The 16,205-nt window shown below is 46.4% G+C and carries 18 protein-coding genes and 1 tRNA gene; 8 read left to right on the plus strand and 11 right to left on the minus strand.

Annotated features, from left to right (window positions below):
• Nucleotides 1-117: 117 nt before the first annotated feature.
• The 3 genes from QUB06_RS04795 to QUB06_RS04805 all read left to right on the plus strand — a co-directional run bounded on the left by QUB06_RS04795 (nucleotide 118) and on the right by QUB06_RS04805 (nucleotide 1,587).
• Nucleotides 118-687 (plus strand): hypothetical protein, encoded by a 570-nt coding sequence (locus QUB06_RS04795; RefSeq protein ID WP_333434329.1) that lies wholly within the window; start codon nucleotides 118-120, stop codon nucleotides 685-687.
• Nucleotides 684-1,073, plus strand: coding sequence for a hypothetical protein (locus tag QUB06_RS04800; protein ID WP_333154503.1), 390 nt, complete (start codon nucleotides 684-686; stop codon nucleotides 1,071-1,073). The genes QUB06_RS04795 and QUB06_RS04800 overlap by 4 nt, the downstream gene beginning before the upstream one ends.
• Nucleotides 1,074-1,245: 172 nt before the next feature.
• Nucleotides 1,246-1,587: a XisI protein gene (locus tag QUB06_RS04805; RefSeq protein WP_333434330.1), complete on the plus strand. Its 342-nt coding sequence runs from the start codon at nucleotides 1,246-1,248 to the stop codon at nucleotides 1,585-1,587.
• Between the two features lie 335 nt (nucleotides 1,588-1,922).
• Here the strand turns inward: QUB06_RS04805 and psbA are convergent, their stop codons facing one another.
• Together psbA and QUB06_RS04815 are read right to left on the minus strand one after the other, a co-directional pair.
• Nucleotides 1,923-3,005, minus strand: a complete 1,083-nt coding sequence (gene psbA, locus QUB06_RS04810; protein ID WP_333148960.1) for a photosystem II q(b) protein — start codon at nucleotides 3,003-3,005, stop codon at nucleotides 1,923-1,925.
• A 100-nt stretch (nucleotides 3,006-3,105) separates the two neighbouring features.
• On the minus strand, nucleotides 3,106-3,384 hold the full coding sequence (locus QUB06_RS04815) for a hypothetical protein (protein WP_333434331.1): 279 nt from the start codon (nucleotides 3,382-3,384) through the stop codon (nucleotides 3,106-3,108).
• Between QUB06_RS04815 and cofG the strand changes: the two genes are divergently transcribed.
• Nucleotides 3,368-4,324, plus strand: coding sequence for a 7,8-didemethyl-8-hydroxy-5-deazariboflavin synthase subunit CofG (gene cofG, locus QUB06_RS04820; RefSeq protein WP_333434332.1), 957 nt, complete (start codon nucleotides 3,368-3,370; stop codon nucleotides 4,322-4,324). The two genes, QUB06_RS04815 and cofG, sit on opposite strands and share 17 nt — an antisense overlap.
• A 47-nt stretch (nucleotides 4,325-4,371) precedes the next feature.
• Here cofG and QUB06_RS04825 read toward each other — a convergent pair whose 3' ends face one another.
• From QUB06_RS04825 to cpdA, 3 genes are all read right to left on the minus strand, one after another.
• On the minus strand, nucleotides 4,372-5,148 hold the full coding sequence (locus tag QUB06_RS04825; RefSeq protein WP_333434333.1) for an SDR family NAD(P)-dependent oxidoreductase: 777 nt from the start codon (nucleotides 5,146-5,148) through the stop codon (nucleotides 4,372-4,374).
• Nucleotides 5,149-5,686: 538 nt separating this feature from the next.
• Nucleotides 5,687-7,165: an alpha-amylase gene (locus tag QUB06_RS04830; protein ID WP_333434334.1), complete on the minus strand. Its 1,479-nt coding sequence runs from the start codon at nucleotides 7,163-7,165 to the stop codon at nucleotides 5,687-5,689.
• Between the two features lie 190 nt (nucleotides 7,166-7,355).
• Nucleotides 7,356-8,297, minus strand: coding sequence for a 3',5'-cyclic-AMP phosphodiesterase (gene cpdA / locus QUB06_RS04835; RefSeq protein WP_333434335.1), 942 nt, complete (start codon nucleotides 8,295-8,297; stop codon nucleotides 7,356-7,358).
• A 14-nt stretch (nucleotides 8,298-8,311) separates the two neighbouring features.
• On the opposite strand from cpdA, the gene QUB06_RS04840 reads away from it, so the two are divergent.
• Both QUB06_RS04840 and QUB06_RS04845 read left to right on the plus strand, forming a co-directional pair.
• A tRNA-Cys gene (locus QUB06_RS04840) sits at nucleotides 8,312-8,382 on the plus strand.
• Nucleotides 8,383-8,506: 124 nt separating this feature from the next.
• The gene (locus QUB06_RS04845) at nucleotides 8,507-9,562 is read left to right on the plus strand and encodes a site-specific recombinase (protein WP_333434336.1); all 1,056 of its coding nucleotides are present in this window, start codon (nucleotides 8,507-8,509) and stop codon (nucleotides 9,560-9,562) included.
• Between the two features lie 51 nt (nucleotides 9,563-9,613).
• On the opposite strand, the gene QUB06_RS04850 is transcribed toward QUB06_RS04845, so the two are convergent.
• The 6 genes from QUB06_RS04850 to QUB06_RS04875 all read right to left on the minus strand — a co-directional run bounded on the left by QUB06_RS04850 (nucleotide 9,614) and on the right by QUB06_RS04875 (nucleotide 15,372).
• Nucleotides 9,614-10,588 carry a leucine-rich repeat protein gene (locus QUB06_RS04850; protein ID WP_333434337.1) on the minus strand — a complete coding sequence of 325 codons (975 nt, stop codon included), beginning with the start codon at nucleotides 10,586-10,588 and terminating at the stop codon, nucleotides 9,614-9,616.
• Nucleotides 10,589-10,807: 219 nt separating this feature from the next.
• Nucleotides 10,808-12,436 (minus strand): bifunctional DNA primase/polymerase, encoded by a 1,629-nt coding sequence (locus QUB06_RS04855; protein WP_333434338.1) that lies wholly within the window; start codon nucleotides 12,434-12,436, stop codon nucleotides 10,808-10,810.
• 2 nt (nucleotides 12,437-12,438) lie between these two features.
• Nucleotides 12,439-12,663: a hypothetical protein gene (locus QUB06_RS04860; protein ID WP_333434339.1), complete on the minus strand. Its 225-nt coding sequence runs from the start codon at nucleotides 12,661-12,663 to the stop codon at nucleotides 12,439-12,441.
• 2 nt (nucleotides 12,664-12,665) lie between these two features.
• The gene (locus QUB06_RS04865; protein ID WP_333434340.1) at nucleotides 12,666-14,825 is read right to left on the minus strand and encodes a hypothetical protein; all 2,160 of its coding nucleotides are present in this window, start codon (nucleotides 14,823-14,825) and stop codon (nucleotides 12,666-12,668) included.
• A 44-nt stretch (nucleotides 14,826-14,869) separates the two neighbouring features.
• The gene (locus QUB06_RS04870; RefSeq protein ID WP_333434341.1) at nucleotides 14,870-15,163 is read right to left on the minus strand and encodes a hypothetical protein; all 294 of its coding nucleotides are present in this window, start codon (nucleotides 15,161-15,163) and stop codon (nucleotides 14,870-14,872) included.
• The gene (locus QUB06_RS04875) at nucleotides 15,142-15,372 is read right to left on the minus strand and encodes a hypothetical protein (RefSeq protein WP_333434342.1); all 231 of its coding nucleotides are present in this window, start codon (nucleotides 15,370-15,372) and stop codon (nucleotides 15,142-15,144) included. Before QUB06_RS04875 ends, QUB06_RS04870 begins: the two co-directional genes overlap by 22 nt.
• Before the next feature lie 2 nt (nucleotides 15,373-15,374).
• Here QUB06_RS04875 and QUB06_RS04880 point away from each other — a divergent pair, with 2 nt between their 5' ends.
• Nucleotides 15,375-15,506: a hypothetical protein gene (locus tag QUB06_RS04880; RefSeq protein WP_333434343.1), complete on the plus strand. Its 132-nt coding sequence runs from the start codon at nucleotides 15,375-15,377 to the stop codon at nucleotides 15,504-15,506.
• Nucleotides 15,507-15,784: 278 nt separating this feature from the next.
• On the plus strand, nucleotides 15,785-16,108 hold the full coding sequence (locus QUB06_RS04885) for a hypothetical protein (protein WP_333434344.1): 324 nt from the start codon (nucleotides 15,785-15,787) through the stop codon (nucleotides 16,106-16,108).
• Nucleotides 16,109-16,205: the final 97 nt, after the last annotated feature.

A 16,205-nucleotide genomic window follows, 5' to 3' on the forward strand; every position in this document is an offset into this window, starting at 1 on the left:
ATCGCGATGATGACCCCAAGTCGATGAAGGCGATCGTCTAAAAATAGTGGCTATCGACTCAAATTGTCGCAACTGAGAGTAAAATTGAATATCTACTTTCCATAGAGCAACGTCGCTTTGAGCCAGATTCAAATCTTAAACTTACAAAGCCTTAGCCAGGGACTCCCTGCAATTACACCTGCCTTTGGAGCGGCGATCGCAGAAGCAGGTGCGATTTGTCTAACCGATGAAGCTCACCAACCAGGAGTAACACTTAAAGTTGAGGGAGAATTTTCTGCCACATTCAAGTTAGATTGGCAGCCAGTCACCGAGCAAACCCGACGATGTTGGAATGACGAAGAATATACTACCGAGCAGGCTGCTTATGGAATCGCATTCCTGTTAATTTTGCAATTAACAAATCTCACAGTCATTGAACGCTCTCGCAAAGGAACTGGATTTGACTATTGGTTAGGAAGTCAAAATTCAGCTACCACACTGCCATTTGAGCGAATGGCTCGGCTAGAGGTTTCAGGAATTCGCAAAGGCAATCAAAGTCAAATCAATACTAGAGTCAAGCTGAAAACTGAACAAACCCGCGCCTCAGACGCAGAAGGATTGCCAGCGTATATCATTGTAGTAGAGTTCAGCCGACCGATTTCTATTATTAGTGCCAAGCAAAATCCTGAAGGAACCGTACTCCAATGAGCCAGATTCAATCGCTCCACAAACAAGCAATGGATTTAGCCGAAGCAGCGGCAGTCGCCCGCTTAAGAGGTGCGTTGGAGTTGGCTGCACAATTGACGCGCCAAGCCTTTGAACAAGAAACTCAGGCCGCAGCCTTAATCGCTAGCGCCCTTGATGCTGAACCCACTCGTTCTGTGCTTCACCGCAGCGCAGCATCTTTAGCGATTGAATGTGGCGAATTACGAATGGCAGAACGTCTAATTGCAACTGCGTTATCTGGCAATCCCCCGGCAGAGATTGCTGAAGAGCTCAAAGATTTATTCATCCAGATTAACTTGAGCCAATATCTGAAACGTCAAGGAATCCACATCGACATTAAGGAACTGCGAGGACTGGTAAATCAATAGCACTCGTCGAGGGACTAGAAACAGGTTATGGCCTTAAGTTCTTCGATTTGTTGGGAAACATTGTAGCAGTTGCCACGCTACCTGGAAGTTATTTGCGATCGCCCACAAGTGCCGACAGACCTAGAGTTAGACTTGTTAATAGTTTTGCTGCGTAAGTATAGGAAATAGTACAATGGATAAACTAATCGAGTATCCCCAATTAATCAAACGTATTTTGACCGAGTATATAGAATTGTGCCGCCATCCTCAACCAGACATCGAGACATTCTTGATTACCGAGGAACAAAAGGGTCATTACATCTGGATGAATCTTGGCTGGCAAAAGGGCGATCGCCTTACTGGGATGACTGTCTACGTTCGCCTTCGCGATCGCAAATTCTGGATTGAGGAAGACTGGACAGAAGATGGGATTGCAACGGATTTGGTGCGTGCTGGAGTTCTCAAGGAAGATATTGTTGTGGCATTTCACGAGCCTGGGATGCGGCAGTACACAGATTTTGCAGTAGCTTCGTAGCACTTCAGGGATGGAAAAATTAAAAAGCTCGATCGCACAGATATTGATGGTTATTTATTGAACAAAATTTTTTTTGAAACATTAGTGTACTTACCACCCTATTCTCCTCTACCTAAACAAGATTGAGCCAAGAAGAGTCTTGGTTAAAGAGTCGAACCCGCCAACAACTGCAACAGTTTGATTGTTTACGTTCTGGTAATTGAAGATGTCTTAGGTCAAGCGTCCTAACTGCCTTAGCTGCTGCGATACTTCCCATCCCCGCAGTAAAAATCTTTTTTCCCAAACAAAAAGCGCCCCTATTTCTAGGAGCGCTTTTTGTAATCTCAGACTAAAACTTAGCCATTGATAGAAGGAGCAACCATTGCTACTGGAGTGACTTCACTAGCAGCCAAGTCGAGAGGGAAGTTGTGAGCATTGCGCTCGTGCATTACTTCCATACCCAAGTTAGCGCGGTTGATGACATCAGCCCAAGTATTGATAACACGACCTTGCGAGTCGATAATCGATTGGTTGAAGTTGAAACCGTTCAAGTTAAACGCCATCGTGGAAATACCCAAAGCGGTAAACCAGATGCCTACTACTGGCCATGCACCTAACAAGAAGTGCAAAGAACGGCTGTTGTTGAAAGAAGCGTATTGGAAAATCAAACGACCGAAGTAGCCGTGGGCTGCAACGATGTTGTAGGTTTCTTCTTCTTGACCGAATTTGTAACCGTAGTTTTGTGATTCGGTTTCGGTTGTTTCACGAACCAAGGAAGATGTTACCAAGCTTCCGTGCATGGCGGAGAACAAGCTACCACCGAAGACACCAGCAACTCCCAACATGTGGAAGGGGTGCATCAGGATGTTGTGCTCGGCTTGGAACACGATCATGAAGTTAAATGTACCGGAGATACCCAAGGGCATACCGTCAGAAAAGCTGCCTTGTCCGATTGGGTAGATCAAGAATACTGCGGTTGCTGCTGCAACTGGTGCAGAGTAAGCGACGCAGATCCAAGGACGCATACCTAAGCGGTAGGACAATTCCCATTCACGACCCATGTAGCAAAATACACCGATCAGGAAGTGGAAAATTACCAATTGGTAAGGGCCGCCGTTGTACAACCACTCATCGAGGGAAGCTGCTTCCCAGATTGGGTAGAAGTGAAGACCGATCGCGTTAGATGAAGGAACAACAGCACCTGTGATGATGTTGTTACCGTACATCAAGGAACCTGCTACTGGTTCGCGGATGCCGTCGATGTCCACTGGAGGGGCAGCGATGAAGGCGATGATGTAGCAGATGGTGGCGCTGAGCAAGGTAGGAATCATCAAGACTCCGAACCAACCTACATAAATGCGGTTGTCGGTGCTTGTGACCCACTCACAAAAGCGTTCCCAGACATTGGCGCTTTCGCGCTGCTGTAAGGTTGTTGTCATTTGTTTATGATTGCTTTATTTGGTTTTCAATGTTCGTGACGGCTTTGTGTTCCGCCATGTAAATAAACATAAAGCTTTTATTTCAGTTTGTAAAGGCCTTTTAAGCACAGTTTTTCTTATAGGTGTCATAAAATATGCTTTTAAAAAGCCATAAGGCTTGCTGTATAAGGAGTTGAAAAGCAGAATGGGGAATTTGGGGACGATCGCCCACAAATGCAGAATACTCATAATCTACCTGGACAACGAGATTCCGGGCTTGCGTCAGTGTTAAGATAGATGAAGGGTTGCGATCGCCAACCGCAAAACTCGCACTGCACAGATATATGTTGTTGCACAAGTCCGATCGATAAAAGTCCCAAGGAATGTCCCGCAACGTCACCTACAGCCCTGCTTATACTCTGGTTCCCACTTACGAGTGTTTTAACCGCTGCACCTATTGCAATTTTCGGGCAGAACCGCTGCAAAGTCCTTGGCTGACACTCGCAGAAGCCGAAAAACAGCTTTTGCTGCTGCAAACTCAAGGTGTAATTGAAATTCTCATCCTCAGCGGCGAGGTACATCCTCACAGTCAACGGCGAAAAGCTTGGTTGCAGCGGATTTACGATTTGTGCGAACTGGCACTTGCTTTGGGATTTTTGCCGCATACTAATGTGGGGCCACTCAGCTTTGAGGAGATGGCACTGTTAAAAGAGGTAAATGTATCGATGGGGCTGATGCTAGAACAGCTTACCCCACATTTGTTACAAACTGTTCACAGGCACGCACCGAGTAAAGTGCCCGCGCTGCGGCTGCAACAGTTAGAATGGGCTGGGGAATTAAAGATTCCGTTTACAACTGGTTTGCTGCTGGGAATTGGGGAAAGTGAGGCAGATTGGATTGAGACGCTGGAGGCGATCGCCCGCATTCATTCGCGTTACAATCACATTCAAGAAGTTATCCTCCAGCCACACAGTCCGGGAAATCAGCAAAGTTGGGACGGTGAAGTTTTTGAGGCTACAAAAATGCCTGAAGTAATTGCGATCGCCCGCAGCATTTTACCATCTGAAATCAGGCTGCAAATTCCCCCCAATTTAGTTGCACAGCCAGAGATATTGCTGGCTTGTTTAGAAGCAGGTGCTAGAGATTTAGGAGGAATTGGGCCCCGGGATGAAGTTAATCCCGATTATCCTCACCTGCAACACCAAACTTTAACCGAAATTTTAGCAGCATCGGGATGGCAACTCGTAAAGCGTTTGCCTGTTTATCCTCAGTACGATAACTGGCTGCCGCAGACATTGCAAAGTGCTGTCAAACAATGGAGACTTGGGAATATTTATTAAATAAATGGCATTTACGCCATAAATTTGTTGAGAGCTCATATCTAATTTTAAATTAAAGAACCGCCACCATCAATCCACACTTCAGTGCCTGTGATAAAGCTGGACGCATCGGATACTAAAAATAAAACTAATTGGGCGATTTGTTCGCTAGAACCGGGGGTATTATCCGTCAAAGGAATCAGGTCTTGAAGGGAATCAGGCTCGAGTGGAATGTCATCAAGATGGCGCTTAACTGTGCTTTCGTCAATGGAAGTCTCCACCGCGCCCGGACATATAACATTGACTCTGATTTGGCTGGGAGCAAGTTCTAGCGCCAGCATTTTCGCTAAAGCTACTTGGGCCGCTTTGCTGGAAGCGTAAGCTGTGGCGCCAACTTTCTTGAAACTTCTGGTGCCATTAATCGACGATGTAATGACTATGGAACCTCCTTGTTTTTTCAGATAAGGAACAGCATACTTAACAGTCAAAAATGTTCCTCTGAGGTTGGTATTAATTGTCTTGTCCCACTCTTCAGGTTCTATCTCTTCTATCGGCGACCATACACCGTTAATACCTGCATTTGCCAACACAATATCAATTCTTTGATATTCATCAAAAACGGTTTGAAATGCCTGTTGCATTTGCATAGAATCGGCCACATCTGCTGCAATAGCTAGCCCGCCACCTCCTTCATCGACCAACTGGCGGACGGTTTCTTGGCCGGTTTCTAAAGTGCGATTGATAACAGCAACTTTTGCGCCTTCCTTAGCCATTAAAATTGCTGCTGCACGACCAATTCCCGATCCTCCGCCAGTAATAACGGCAACTTTTTGTGAAAGTTTCATAAAAAAAGTTCGGTAAGTGGGAAACTCAGAGACTTTAGTCCTGAGAGGAAAACGACCCGGCGATTTCAATCGCCTTGAATCCCCTTTCGGGGTTGGAGAGGGCGGGTTGCCTCTCCGGTAGAGGTATGGCTGCCTCAATCTCCCTTTCGGGGTAATGTTCGCTTTGCCAATGTTATAAAGGCTTGTCACGCTTACAGCACTGTTTCAGGGACTTTAAAACTGTTTAACTGTAAACAACAGAGCGGAAAACTAGCGTCGCATTCACCGGTGTTATGACCTAAATAACGTAGTCAGCTAAGACTTAGGCGGGTCAGTACAGCTTGCTCGATCTCTCTTACAAGCTCAGTGGCTTTAGCCCTGAGTTACTGACAATTATTTTTTATGTAAAATCACATTATAATACACGATCGCCTAGCATAAAAATAGGACTAGAGAGAGAGCTTTAGTCCTAACTATAGATAGATTTTAGTTATCCAAAAGATGAAAGCAAAAAGTAAAAAGATATCTTGCTTTTTACTTTTTGCTGTTAACACAGTCCTTACGGCTGCGGAACCCAGACAGAGACTGAACCGGCGTTACACCTAAAATCAGCCCAACCATCATCATTAGTTGTGATTGGTTCTTGGATGTGTTCGGTGATGTCAATATAAGTTCGATTCGGCTGTCCGACTTCCATAAACTTGGTGCCATCGCCTCCGTTACTCAGTACCACAGCCATGCCGCCCGGATGTTCTTCATCTCCGAGTCGCGTCCAGCCAAGGGTATTGGCGTGGTCGAAATAATCGTACTGATTGCCGTAGGAATAAGTTTGGCGCGCTAACAAGAATTTATCTACCATAAACTGATGTTGGTCTAACCAAATCTCGTATTCATTGCCATCATTTGCTTTATCCTTATAGTTAGCGCCGTAATAATCCGGGTAAAAAATGCACGGATATCCTTCGCGCCGCAGCAGAATTAAAGCGTAGGCAAGGGGTTTAAACCCAGCCTCGACAACTGATTCTAGGGATTGTAAGGGTTGGGAATCATGGTTGTCAACGAAGGTAACGGCGAGGGCGGGTTGCTGTTGGACGAGAGTATTATCAAAAATTGTTCGTAAGTCGTAGCTATTGCCGGCTTTGCTCGCAGCCTGGAAGTTGTAGTGGAGGGGTACGTCAAATAAGGCTACTTTACCGTTCGTTGCTTCGATGAAGTAGTGCAAAGCTTCCACTTCGTAAGACCAATATTCGCCGACGGCAAATAGGTCGCGTTGGGCATAGTGGCGGACGTGTTCCAGCCATTCTTGGAAAAATTCTGCTGATACGTGTTTGGCGGCATCGAAGCGAAAGCCGTCAACGTTTGTTGTATCGACATACCACTCACCCCAGTATTTTAATTCGCCGGTGACTTCTGGGTTGTCCATATCTAAATCGCAACCCATCAGGTAGTCAAAGTTGCCTTTTTCTAAGTCTACTCCTCGATCGAATTCTTTGCCTTTTAGCAGGTAAACGGCATAGGCATCTGTGTTGTAAGTGTTGTAATCAATAGCGTCAAAATGCCACCAATGCCACTCCATGCTGGAATATTTTTTGTCGCGGCCGGGGAAGGTAAAATGCGTCCAAGCTTTGATTTTTTGATATTCGCCTACTGGGGCATTGCGGTCTTCGGGATGGAAGGGTGTAGCTTCGACTTCTTCTTCTGCATCGGCACCTAATTTGTGGTTGAAGACAACATCGGCATAAATCCGAATTCCTGCATCTTGTGCAGCTTTAATGGCGCGCAAATACTCATCTTTTGTCCCGTATTTCGTGCGTACCGACCCTTTTTGGTCGAATTCGCCTAAATCGAATAAGTCGTAGACGCTGTAACCTACCTCCTGAGCGCCGTCTGTTCCTTTATAGGCGGGTGGCAACCAAAGGGATGTAACGCCTATTTTGGCTAAATCTTTTGCCGATTCCGCTAGCTGATTCCACAGGTTCCCGTCAGCGGGATTGTACCAGTGGAAATACTGCATCATCACGCCATTGACTTCAGACATATATTTAGTTTTTCCTGTTTTGTAATGTTGCTAGATATATTTTTTTTGGTTGCCGAGCGCTCTAGCTATGCCTGCAATCTATGGTCTATAAATATCATAATAGATGGGGCTGCTCAAGACAATCTATCTGTTGATGTATTGACAACAGAAAATGAATTTGATAATAATTATTTTATGCAGAGACTAAAAATTAATTTGGTCGCGATGGTGCGATAACTCGCTCAATTTTTGTGTTCCAAGTACCGTCGATCGCCAATTGAAGCAATCTAAATCCGGGCGGGATTTCGTCAAGGATAATCGGATGGCTTTTGGGTAAAAGTTGGATGCAGGTGCTGGGTGTCCCCAAGTAGGTAACTGAACCCCGCTGTTGTTGAAATTCTTGGTGAATGTGGCCGCAGAGGACTATTTTGATTTGAGGGTATCGATCGACAATTGCTAAAAATTCATCGGCATTGTGCAGCATCATTCCATCCATTATTTCAGAGTCGATCGGCAGCGGATGATGGTGCAAGGCAATGATAACAGGTCGATCGCCCGTTTGTTGCAGTTGAGAGTCCAGCCAGTGCAAGCTTTCTGGGGAAAGCCGCCCGCCGTCGCATCCCGCTTCCACACTCGAAAGTAATAGAAATTGCCAGTTTCCTAGCATCCATGATTTTTCTGGGGAAAGAGGCGACTGATTTAAGATTTCTGCCATCACTGGGATGTTGTCGTGGTTCCCAGGTATCCAGTAGGCGGGAATTCCGAGGGGGGCGATGAGGGAGACGAGGCGCTGGTAGGATTCGGGTGTTTCGTCTTGGGACAAGTCGCCTGTGAGTAGGAGTAAGTCGGGTGGCGGCTGTATCTGTTGCAAGCGATCGAGAACTGCTTGGAGGGTGCGGGTTGTTGAGAGGCCTTTCCATTCTCGATCGATCTGTGCAAACAAGTGAGTGTCGGTGATTTGGGCGACGAGTAGGGGAGAAACTGGTGTCATGGCTGGTGTTGCGGGCGATCGATGTAGTTCTAGAATAGCCTCGGATGGGTTTTGGAGGTGTGGGAAAAAAGGGCGATTCCCTACGGGATAGCTGCGCTTCACGAAATTTTTGACAGGTATGTTAAAATTTTCGAGATTTGGTGTAATATAAGAAAACGTCAAATTTCAGACGTGACGGCGGCATAGCCAAGTGGTAAGGCAGAGGTCTGCAAAACCTCCACCCCCAGTTCAAATCTGGGTGCCGCCTTTTTAAGTCGTGTTTTTAAATAGCCTAAAACGCTTACAGGTTAAGAATTTGGCGACTGTTACCGATTGTAAATCGCATGTAATCGCACATAATTAGATTGAGAAAGTAGTGCAAAATTAAGACAGTGCCAAATAACCCGAAAATCAACCAGGCAAACGGCAGGCTTAAAGCGGCTAAAACTGGGGTGACAATTTTGCAGCGGGGCGATCGCCTTTATCTTCGGGCTGTGCTCCCCCCGCGCCCCGGTTCGGGGAAATTATCGCCGAGCCAACAGCAAATAGCGCTAGGTATTCACGCGAATATCGCCGGAATATCGCTAGCCGAGAAAGAAGCTCGCAAGGTGGGATACCTCCGGGATGCCAGACAGTTTGATTGGGCCGATTACGGCGGTGGGGCTAATCGATCGGAGACGATCTCCGATTGGTTGGTGAAATTTGAGCAAAGCAAGCGCCCTGTAGTCTGTCCGACTACTTGGAAAACAGATTATCTGCGGCCTTTTAATCAGTTGCCTGCCGATGAGCCGATCGCCCCAGAGATATTTTTAAGTGCGATCTCGAGAACAAAACCCAACACCCGGCAGCGGCGCCGCTTTTGCTTAGCTTTTCGCCAGCTTGCTCAGTTTGCGGGGATTGATTTTGATGTGAGTGATTTGCTTGGCTCATACTCCCCAACAAAGGTACAGCCCCGCAATTTACCATCGGATGACGTTATTGCAGCGTGTTTTGACAAGATTAATAATCCTCAGTGGCAGTGGATTTATGGCGTAATTGCCGCCTACGGTTTACGCGATCATGAAGCATTTTTCTTGGATATGTCGAAGTTTCCGATCGCCCAGATACTCGAAGGCAAAACCGGTTATCGGCAGTGTTGGCCGCTGCGACCGGAATGGGCTGAGCGATGGGATTTGCAGAATATCAAAAGGCCGCCCGTCACCGGTAAATATCATGCCGACTTTGGTAATCGCGTCTGCAACTTTTTTGCTCGATCTCCTGCCGACTTTTGCGCTTACGATTTGCGCCACGCTTGGGCAATTCGGGCGATTTCTTTCGGACTAGATACGTCACTGGCTGCAAAACAGATGGGACATTCTCTGGCTACTCATACACAGACATATCATTTGGCACTCAATGAGCGCGAACAACAGCGCGCATATGATTTATTGCTTGCTCGCAATAAATAGCCGAAAAGTGTCCGAAATTTCGGACACTTTTCGATGCACGTGTTTTAATCTTTAGTCAGAACCTTCAATGATTCTCAGTTTTGGCAATTGTTTGATAGTTTCTGGGATGGAGGTAATCTCATTGTTACGAAGATAAAGCCATTCCAGATTCGACAATTGCCCAAGCGCCTCTGGAATGGAGATGATCTGATTGTTACTAAAGCCAAGTTCTGTCAGATTGGACAGTTGTCCGATCTCGTCTGGGATAGAGGTAATCTGATTGTCATTGAGACCAAGGCTTTTCAGATTGGACAGTTGTCCGATCGCGTCTGGGATAAAGGTAATCTGATTGTCATTGAGACCAAGGCTTTTTAGATCGGATAGTTGTCCGATCGCGTCTGGGATACAGGTAATCTGATTGCCGTGAAAGTAAAGCTCTCTCAGATTGGACAGTTGCCCCAGCACTTCTGGGATGGAGGCAATTTGATTGTTCTTAAAATTAAGCTCTCTCAGATCAAACAGTTGCCCGATCACCTCTGGGATGGAGGTAATCTCATTATTACTGAGGTTAAGCGTTGTCAGATTAAACAGTTGTCCGATCGTTTCAGGGATAGAGGAAATCTTATTATTACTGAGGATAAGCCATCTGAGCTTCGACAGTTGTCCGAGTACATCTGGGATGAAGGTAATCTCATTATTATTGAGGTTAAGCGTTGTCAGATTGAACAGTTGTCCGATCGCTTCTGGAATGGAGGTAATTTGATTGTTGCTAAGTTTAAGCCATTCAAGATTGGACAATTGTCTTATCATGTCTGGGATGGAGTTAATCTGATTCTCACTGAAGTCAAGCCCTACCAGATTGGACAGTTGTCCGAGTGCCATTGGAATGGAGGTAATCTGATTGTTACGGAAGTCAAGCTTTGTCAGATGCGTAAGCTTGACAACTTCCGATGGCACTTCTTCCAGCTTCAACCCCGACAGATCCAGTTTTATCAATTTTTCATCGGCGACCCGCTCAATTCGTCGCATTGCTTCCTCTCGCGTCATTTCCCTTCTCTCTCCCTAATATCTGTTTTTACCGTCCTTTCCAGCCTAATGCTTATAACTGCTCAAGCTTTATCGAAACAATAGTATTTCCTTTTCCTGAGCGAACAGTTAGATGAGACACCTTTGGTTTAATTTAGGAGCCAACAGCCAACAATGGAGGTATTGGGGTAGATAGTCTGTCCCCTTGTAAAAAAGGACGGTCTAGAACCTTTAAAACCCTTATTGCTGAGCCATGATCATTTTTGGTGTTCCTTGTCCCGGTTTTTTCGCTGGACGTTTTCCCCGCTCCGGCTCGCCTTCTTTCTTGAGAAAAGAAGCGTCTGATAAAAGAAACTTATTGTCTAAAATTTTGGCCTCGGTGTTTTCAGACAATAAGCTACCCTTATCAATTACAGCCTGAATGCGACCCCTTCGCCGCCTTGCAGACACGAGACGGTGATTTATGAGGTAGATATTGCAGTGAGGCTTCCACCACTCCCCAAACATCGAAACTAAGCCCTCTTCTGTGCAGAGTTTCGCGGGCATATTTTTAAGGAGCGGCAGATGTTCCATCACTTGCGTTTTAACCAGGGGCGACAACTCCTTGCGAAAACCTCGCACTGGAGAGGCCGCCAACCTGTCCCTGTTTGAAAGGTGGCGGCTCGCTGTCGAGGTAGAAATTCCCCTCGCCTCTGCGATCGCCTTTTGACTTCCGCCGTAGGGGCGGAAATTCGACTTAACATAAGTGAACCGATCGCTCTGCCAAATTACCCGTGCCGGTCTTTCGCAGGTGTGAAGCAGAGTTGTCGGCGCAATTAGCTGCGTCGGTTGCTGAGGGTCTAAACCGTCAGCTTTTATTTGCAGCAGCTCTTCTTGCCGTTGCCGGTAATAAGCCGCACGTTGCAAATGCTGTGTCTCCACTTCTGTAGCGATGATGTGGAGGTTAGCTAAATCGTCAATCTCGATAGCAGCGACCGGGCCGAGTTTCTTTAGGTCGGTAAGAGCGATCACTTTTTCGAGGCTGGAATAATAAATGTCTTTAACCCAGTCGCCCCGCAGTTTGTAATTGCGGATCAACCCGGCTTTTTTGGCCTCACGCAACAATACTCTGACGGTAACGGCCTTGAGATTTAAAATTATGGCCGCTGCCTTTAGGGAAAATTTTCCTACGCCACATCCCTTGGAATGGCCGCGGTGCTTTTCGCGCGAGATATCGAAGCGGCGCGCCAGCAGCCACACCCGCATTAAACCGCCGAAGTGCTTGAACAACCGCACCGGGAAGCGCACCAAATCTATTTTTTCAACACCAGTATACTCGCTATGCCAATTTTCACAGAGATTTATCAGCCATTCCGGTGCTGGTAACGGGGGGCTTTGTAGCGGGTTGTTGAGCCAAATGTAGGGTTTTCCGCTGGGGTGCAGCGAGGGCGGCAAAACACTCTGAGTACCAATCCACCGGAACTCTAAACACTCTTCTTTGCCGTCATCTCCTGTCACTCCGGTGAGAATTTTACGAGTTTTGATGCGATGCCATTCGGATTCTGGTACTAAGAAAAGGCACTGCTTTCTACCAGGGCGGCCGCTTGTCCATGCCGTTGTTTTGGTGAAGTCAGAGAGGTCATTTTCCCCGGCTAACTTTTCAAGCAACTTGGCAGCGGATGGGCCGTCAAAATCGAGCGCAAGTAACCCCTTGCCTAACTTCAACCCTAATCCTGTCGCTTTACCGCTCTCTAATTGTGCGAGACATTCGAGGCGATCTAAATCGGTCTTTGTCCAGTTTTTTCGTATGGGTCTCTTCTCCACAACTGGCTCTAAAATCCAGTCGGGGGGAAGGGTGAGAAGTGATTCGCTGGCGGTCAGATTTTGCATGGCTAGCGAACTTCTGGCCCCTTATCCAAGATTTTTTGGAGGGCTGGCAGATTCCACTTGTAGGTTGCTCGCATCGAATTTGTGCGGCGAACATCTCTAAAATGCTTGCCACGTTTGAATGTTCCATCTGCCTTCAAATTCAACAAATGACCTCGACTTACTCCCAACTCATTAGCAGCGTCAGAAGTGGATAGCCAATTACTTGAGAAAGGTCTACCTCGTTGCATAGTTAGTTCTCTTGATTGCTAAGGTTCGTGAGCACTCCCAGAGGGTGCTGCTCTTCTAGTTGAAATTCGCCGTATTCATTCAACCAAGTGACCCAAGCAAAGGGCATTCCCGTTTGTGTGAGTTCCATTCTGAGGAGCGTGCCTCGTTTGTCTGGAAATTTGGTTTTAGTTACTGTGTCGCCACTTTTGAAGGCTTCAAATTTTTTTAAATCTTCTAACTGCTCTGATAGGTTTTTGAGGGAGTTTTTTATTTTTTTTGATTTTTTTTCATCCTTTGTGGTGAGTAATTTTCCGTGTTCTTCATTGATGGTCTGGAGAATCCTTTCTCTTTTTGCTGCGATGATCTCTTTATCTGTTTCCGATATCTCAGATATTATTGGGTCACTCTGAAGGTTGAGAGATAATTGCCCTGGGCAAAAATCTTCAATTTGGTTAATAACTCCCTTTGTCCACTGAATAATTTCGTCTTCGCTTTCTAATTTTGTGTTCTCACTTACCCAGTGCTTGTCACAACAGAAAGCACCTTTTTCAGGATGTTTTAAGTCAATGTAGTTGAATCCCCCATTTGGATCGAGGTAGATTATCCATCCCCGATACTCTTCTGTGCAGTCGTCTGTGAAGTGATAGTCACGACTGAAATTGTTTGCTATCAATATTGATTTCCAGTCATCTGCAAAGACCCCTGGCGTTGAAGTCTCGGCGGTGTTTTCTACTAAGAAATCGGGATGCGCTGCGCTCTCCCCTGGCGTTGAAGTCTCGGCGATGTTTTCTACTAAGAAATCGGTGTGCGCTGCGGTGTCCCCTGGGCTTGCGATTTCAGGGGTATTTCCTGCTAAGAAGTCGCTTGATTCGATAAACGCCAGGGCTGAGTCCAGGACTGAGGGTGTAGAAGCTGCAATCATTGACTGGATGGCTGTTTCGGCTTCTGTTAGCTGTTCTCGCAGTTGCTGATTCTCATCTATTAATTGTGTTGATATGCTCGAAAATTCTGCGACAGCTTGTGGGAATAATTGCACCAAGCTATCAATTAAATCCCCGACAAATTCCTTACCTTTTTCCTCTGGGAGTTCGATCGCCTTTGCCAACACCAGCGTCTTTAAGTTTGCTGGTGTAGCTAGGGTTTCGAGTAAGGTGCCTGCTGATTTTTCTTCCCAATTTGCCATAAACTCGATCGGATTGAGTTCATGGGAGTGTGGGGTGAGGGTTAAGCCGACGGGCCATTGACGAGAGTAGATTTTGTCTTCTTTTTGGAAATAGTAATAAGTTTGTTTTGCCGTATCCCAGCTCAAGTCAGCTTCCCAGTTGGAGTTTTTCTTGTCTTTGGGAATAGCTTCTAGTTCTGCATAGGCAATATCTATTGGCAGTGTGGCATCTTCCACCACTACACTTACTAGCTTGCCGGGTTTCCAGATATACACCTCTCCGGTTTTCCCTTCAAGTCCTTTGGCAAAAATTTTGACCCTATCCCCTTTATTAAGGGTGTCGTCACTTGCGGGGCTGGCAGGTTTTTCGGATGCTTCTAATATTCTTAATTCTGTGGCGTCGAAGGGAATTGATTTGTGGTTGCCATAGTAAAATTCAACATGAATTTTACCTAGTTTGTCTACATTCGTGACAAACCCTCTGTTGTCGTTTTTAAGGGTTTGCTTGACTTCGACTTGTACTCCTTTGGTGAATCCGAGGCTTTGAATCGCGCTTTTGAAATCCTCTGACCGTTTGCCTGCAATTTGAAAGACTGCGATTTCTAAATCTTTCTTGGTTGCCTTCCTGTTGTCCGCTGCTGCTAGTTTCTGTGCATATTCTATGGCTTTAAGTTTGTCGTCAATGCTCTCGATCACTTTGAGAGGTTTTAGGTGTGAAGCTGGGAATTTTAGGGTTACTTCCTCGCCATAATGCTCGGAGATTCTCGCCTCTAATTGCGAGAGAACTTTGGCATCCTCGATTAGCTGGTAGGCACTGCTGATCGACTTGCCAAACTCGGTCTGGCAGTAGGATTCAAAGCTTCTGTAACCGAGTGCTTTGTAAGCTTTGCGATCACGAGCCTGTACCAACATTGCTCCCAAGCTGTCAAAATTGTCTTTGATGAGTTGCGTGACTTCTTCGGCTTCTTTGCGGCCCATTTCTGCGGGGCGTACTGGTCTTTCCGTGGTTGCCATTGTCATGGCGGGCATCCTTGGTGATTGGTAATGGGTTGGGGGGATTGATGTTATTCGTTACGATCGCGCGGTTCCTCTAATATCTCGATCGCAATCTCTGCAAGAGTGTCTGGCGGCAATGACCCCATCAATTGCACTGCTGCCTGCATCTGATAGTCGAAAATTTCTTCAACTGGTCGGAGATTCATTATCTGAACTGGCTCTGCTGCAGCTATCTGGTTGCAGGCGATTTGAGCTACGGCAATTTTTTGAATCCAGCTCATCCCGTTGAGCAAAACTCTCAGATGTTTGAGTGATGTGCGCTCTTGAATGATTTGGTCTGCTACGTCGTTGTTGGTCTGCATTTTGTTTTGGGGTGAGTGGGGAAGGGCGATCGCTGGGTGAGGGCGATCGCCCGGAGCGAAGAATGAGATAAGGCTGTTTGACTGGCTACTGCTTCATAGGCGTCTCCTTTGGTGGGTTGAAAATTTAGTGAGCACTGTCTGAGTAAATTCTTGGTATTGAGGGGGAGGAAGCGATCGCCCACCGTACAGCTAGCGATCGCGAAAACCAACAATGAATCAATTACAGGTAAATGAAAAATCTCAGCTCGATATCGCTTCTACATGGGCAGTACCTCCTGAACGAAATGGGAGTCTCGGCGGCCGCTTCCCGGAGGGGGTGGCTCTGTTGGCGGCAAAAATGTGAGGAAAATCAGCACTAGGTGCATTTTGAGAAGGGGGGACAGGAGCCGCACTCATCAGGTGCGAATTCGTGGTATAAAAGGGTTCCTTTGTTTTCTCTGTGCCCCGATGCACGGCCCGCAGGTCTTATGTAACAAGGGGGACAGGCGATTGCCAGAGGAAATTTATAGTTGGTGTAGGCAGGCCGTAGACCGCAAATCCCCGGCCTGCCGTTTTTGTTGTTTATCTCGCTTTGTAAATTGTTTGCAAAATGCTTGCAATTTGCAAAGCCATTCGGCTATTATGGCTAAAGAATCACAAAGTCAAGCAAGAACGGACTGTCCTTTGAAAGAAATTCGAGAACAACTAGGGCTTTCGCCAGAGGAATTAGCTGGCGTAATTACTTATAAATCCGGTCAAAAAATTTCGGGTGCAACTTTTCGCAGACGTGAAGAGGAAGGCGCGAATGGCTGGAAGAGGTTGTCTTTGACGGGTCTTCAATGGATTGTATTGTGCGAGCTTGCCGGGGTTCCCCGTGACCACTTAACTGAGTTTATTGTTGACCCGGAAAAGTTTTTGGGAAAAAGAGACGAAGGATCAAAAGTCCTATTGAACGTTGAAAACTAAATAGTTGAGCCTCCCCGATTGTTGTCTTGATCTGAGAGGCTGACGGGATTACTGAAGCTTGGGAGGATAGTGATACCCCTATCACGCCTCCCAATGA

The sequence above is a fragment of the Microcoleus sp. D2_18a_D3 genome, assembly GCF_036702455.1.
Lineage (GTDB): Bacteria > Cyanobacteriota > Cyanobacteriia > Cyanobacteriales > Microcoleaceae > Microcoleus.

What these genes read in the sequence shown, in the direction of transcription:
- QUB06_RS04800 (WP_333154503.1), top strand. Translation starts at nt 684, where the DNA reads ATGAGCCAGATTCAATCGCTCCACAAACAAGCAATGGATTTAGCCGAA.
- QUB06_RS04805 (WP_333434330.1), top strand. Translation starts at nt 1,246, where the DNA reads ATGGATAAACTAATCGAGTATCCCCAATTAATCAAACGTATTTTGACC.
- psbA (WP_333148960.1), bottom strand. Translation starts at nt 3,005, where the DNA reads ATGACAACAACCTTACAGCAGCGCGAAAGCGCCAATGTCTGGGAACGC.
- cofG (WP_333434332.1), top strand. Translation starts at nt 3,368, where the DNA reads ATGTCCCGCAACGTCACCTACAGCCCTGCTTATACTCTGGTTCCCACT.
- QUB06_RS04825 (WP_333434333.1), bottom strand. Translation starts at nt 5,148, where the DNA reads ATGAAACTTTCACAAAAAGTTGCCGTTATTACTGGCGGAGGATCGGGA.
- QUB06_RS04830 (WP_333434334.1), bottom strand. Translation starts at nt 7,165, where the DNA reads ATGTCTGAAGTCAATGGCGTGATGATGCAGTATTTCCACTGGTACAAT.
- QUB06_RS04850 (WP_333434337.1), bottom strand. Translation starts at nt 10,588, where the DNA reads ATGACGCGAGAGGAAGCAATGCGACGAATTGAGCGGGTCGCCGATGAA.
- QUB06_RS04855 (WP_333434338.1), bottom strand. Translation starts at nt 12,436, where the DNA reads ATGCAAAATCTGACCGCCAGCGAATCACTTCTCACCCTTCCCCCCGAC.
- QUB06_RS04860 (WP_333434339.1), bottom strand. Translation starts at nt 12,663, where the DNA reads ATGCAACGAGGTAGACCTTTCTCAAGTAATTGGCTATCCACTTCTGAC.
- QUB06_RS04865 (WP_333434340.1), bottom strand. Translation starts at nt 14,825, where the DNA reads ATGACAATGGCAACCACGGAAAGACCAGTACGCCCCGCAGAAATGGGC.
- QUB06_RS04870 (WP_333434341.1), bottom strand. Translation starts at nt 15,163, where the DNA reads ATGCAGACCAACAACGACGTAGCAGACCAAATCATTCAAGAGCGCACA.
- QUB06_RS04880 (WP_333434343.1), top strand. Translation starts at nt 15,375, where the DNA reads ATGAATCAATTACAGGTAAATGAAAAATCTCAGCTCGATATCGCTTCT.
- QUB06_RS04885 (WP_333434344.1), top strand. Translation starts at nt 15,785, where the DNA reads ATGGCTAAAGAATCACAAAGTCAAGCAAGAACGGACTGTCCTTTGAAA.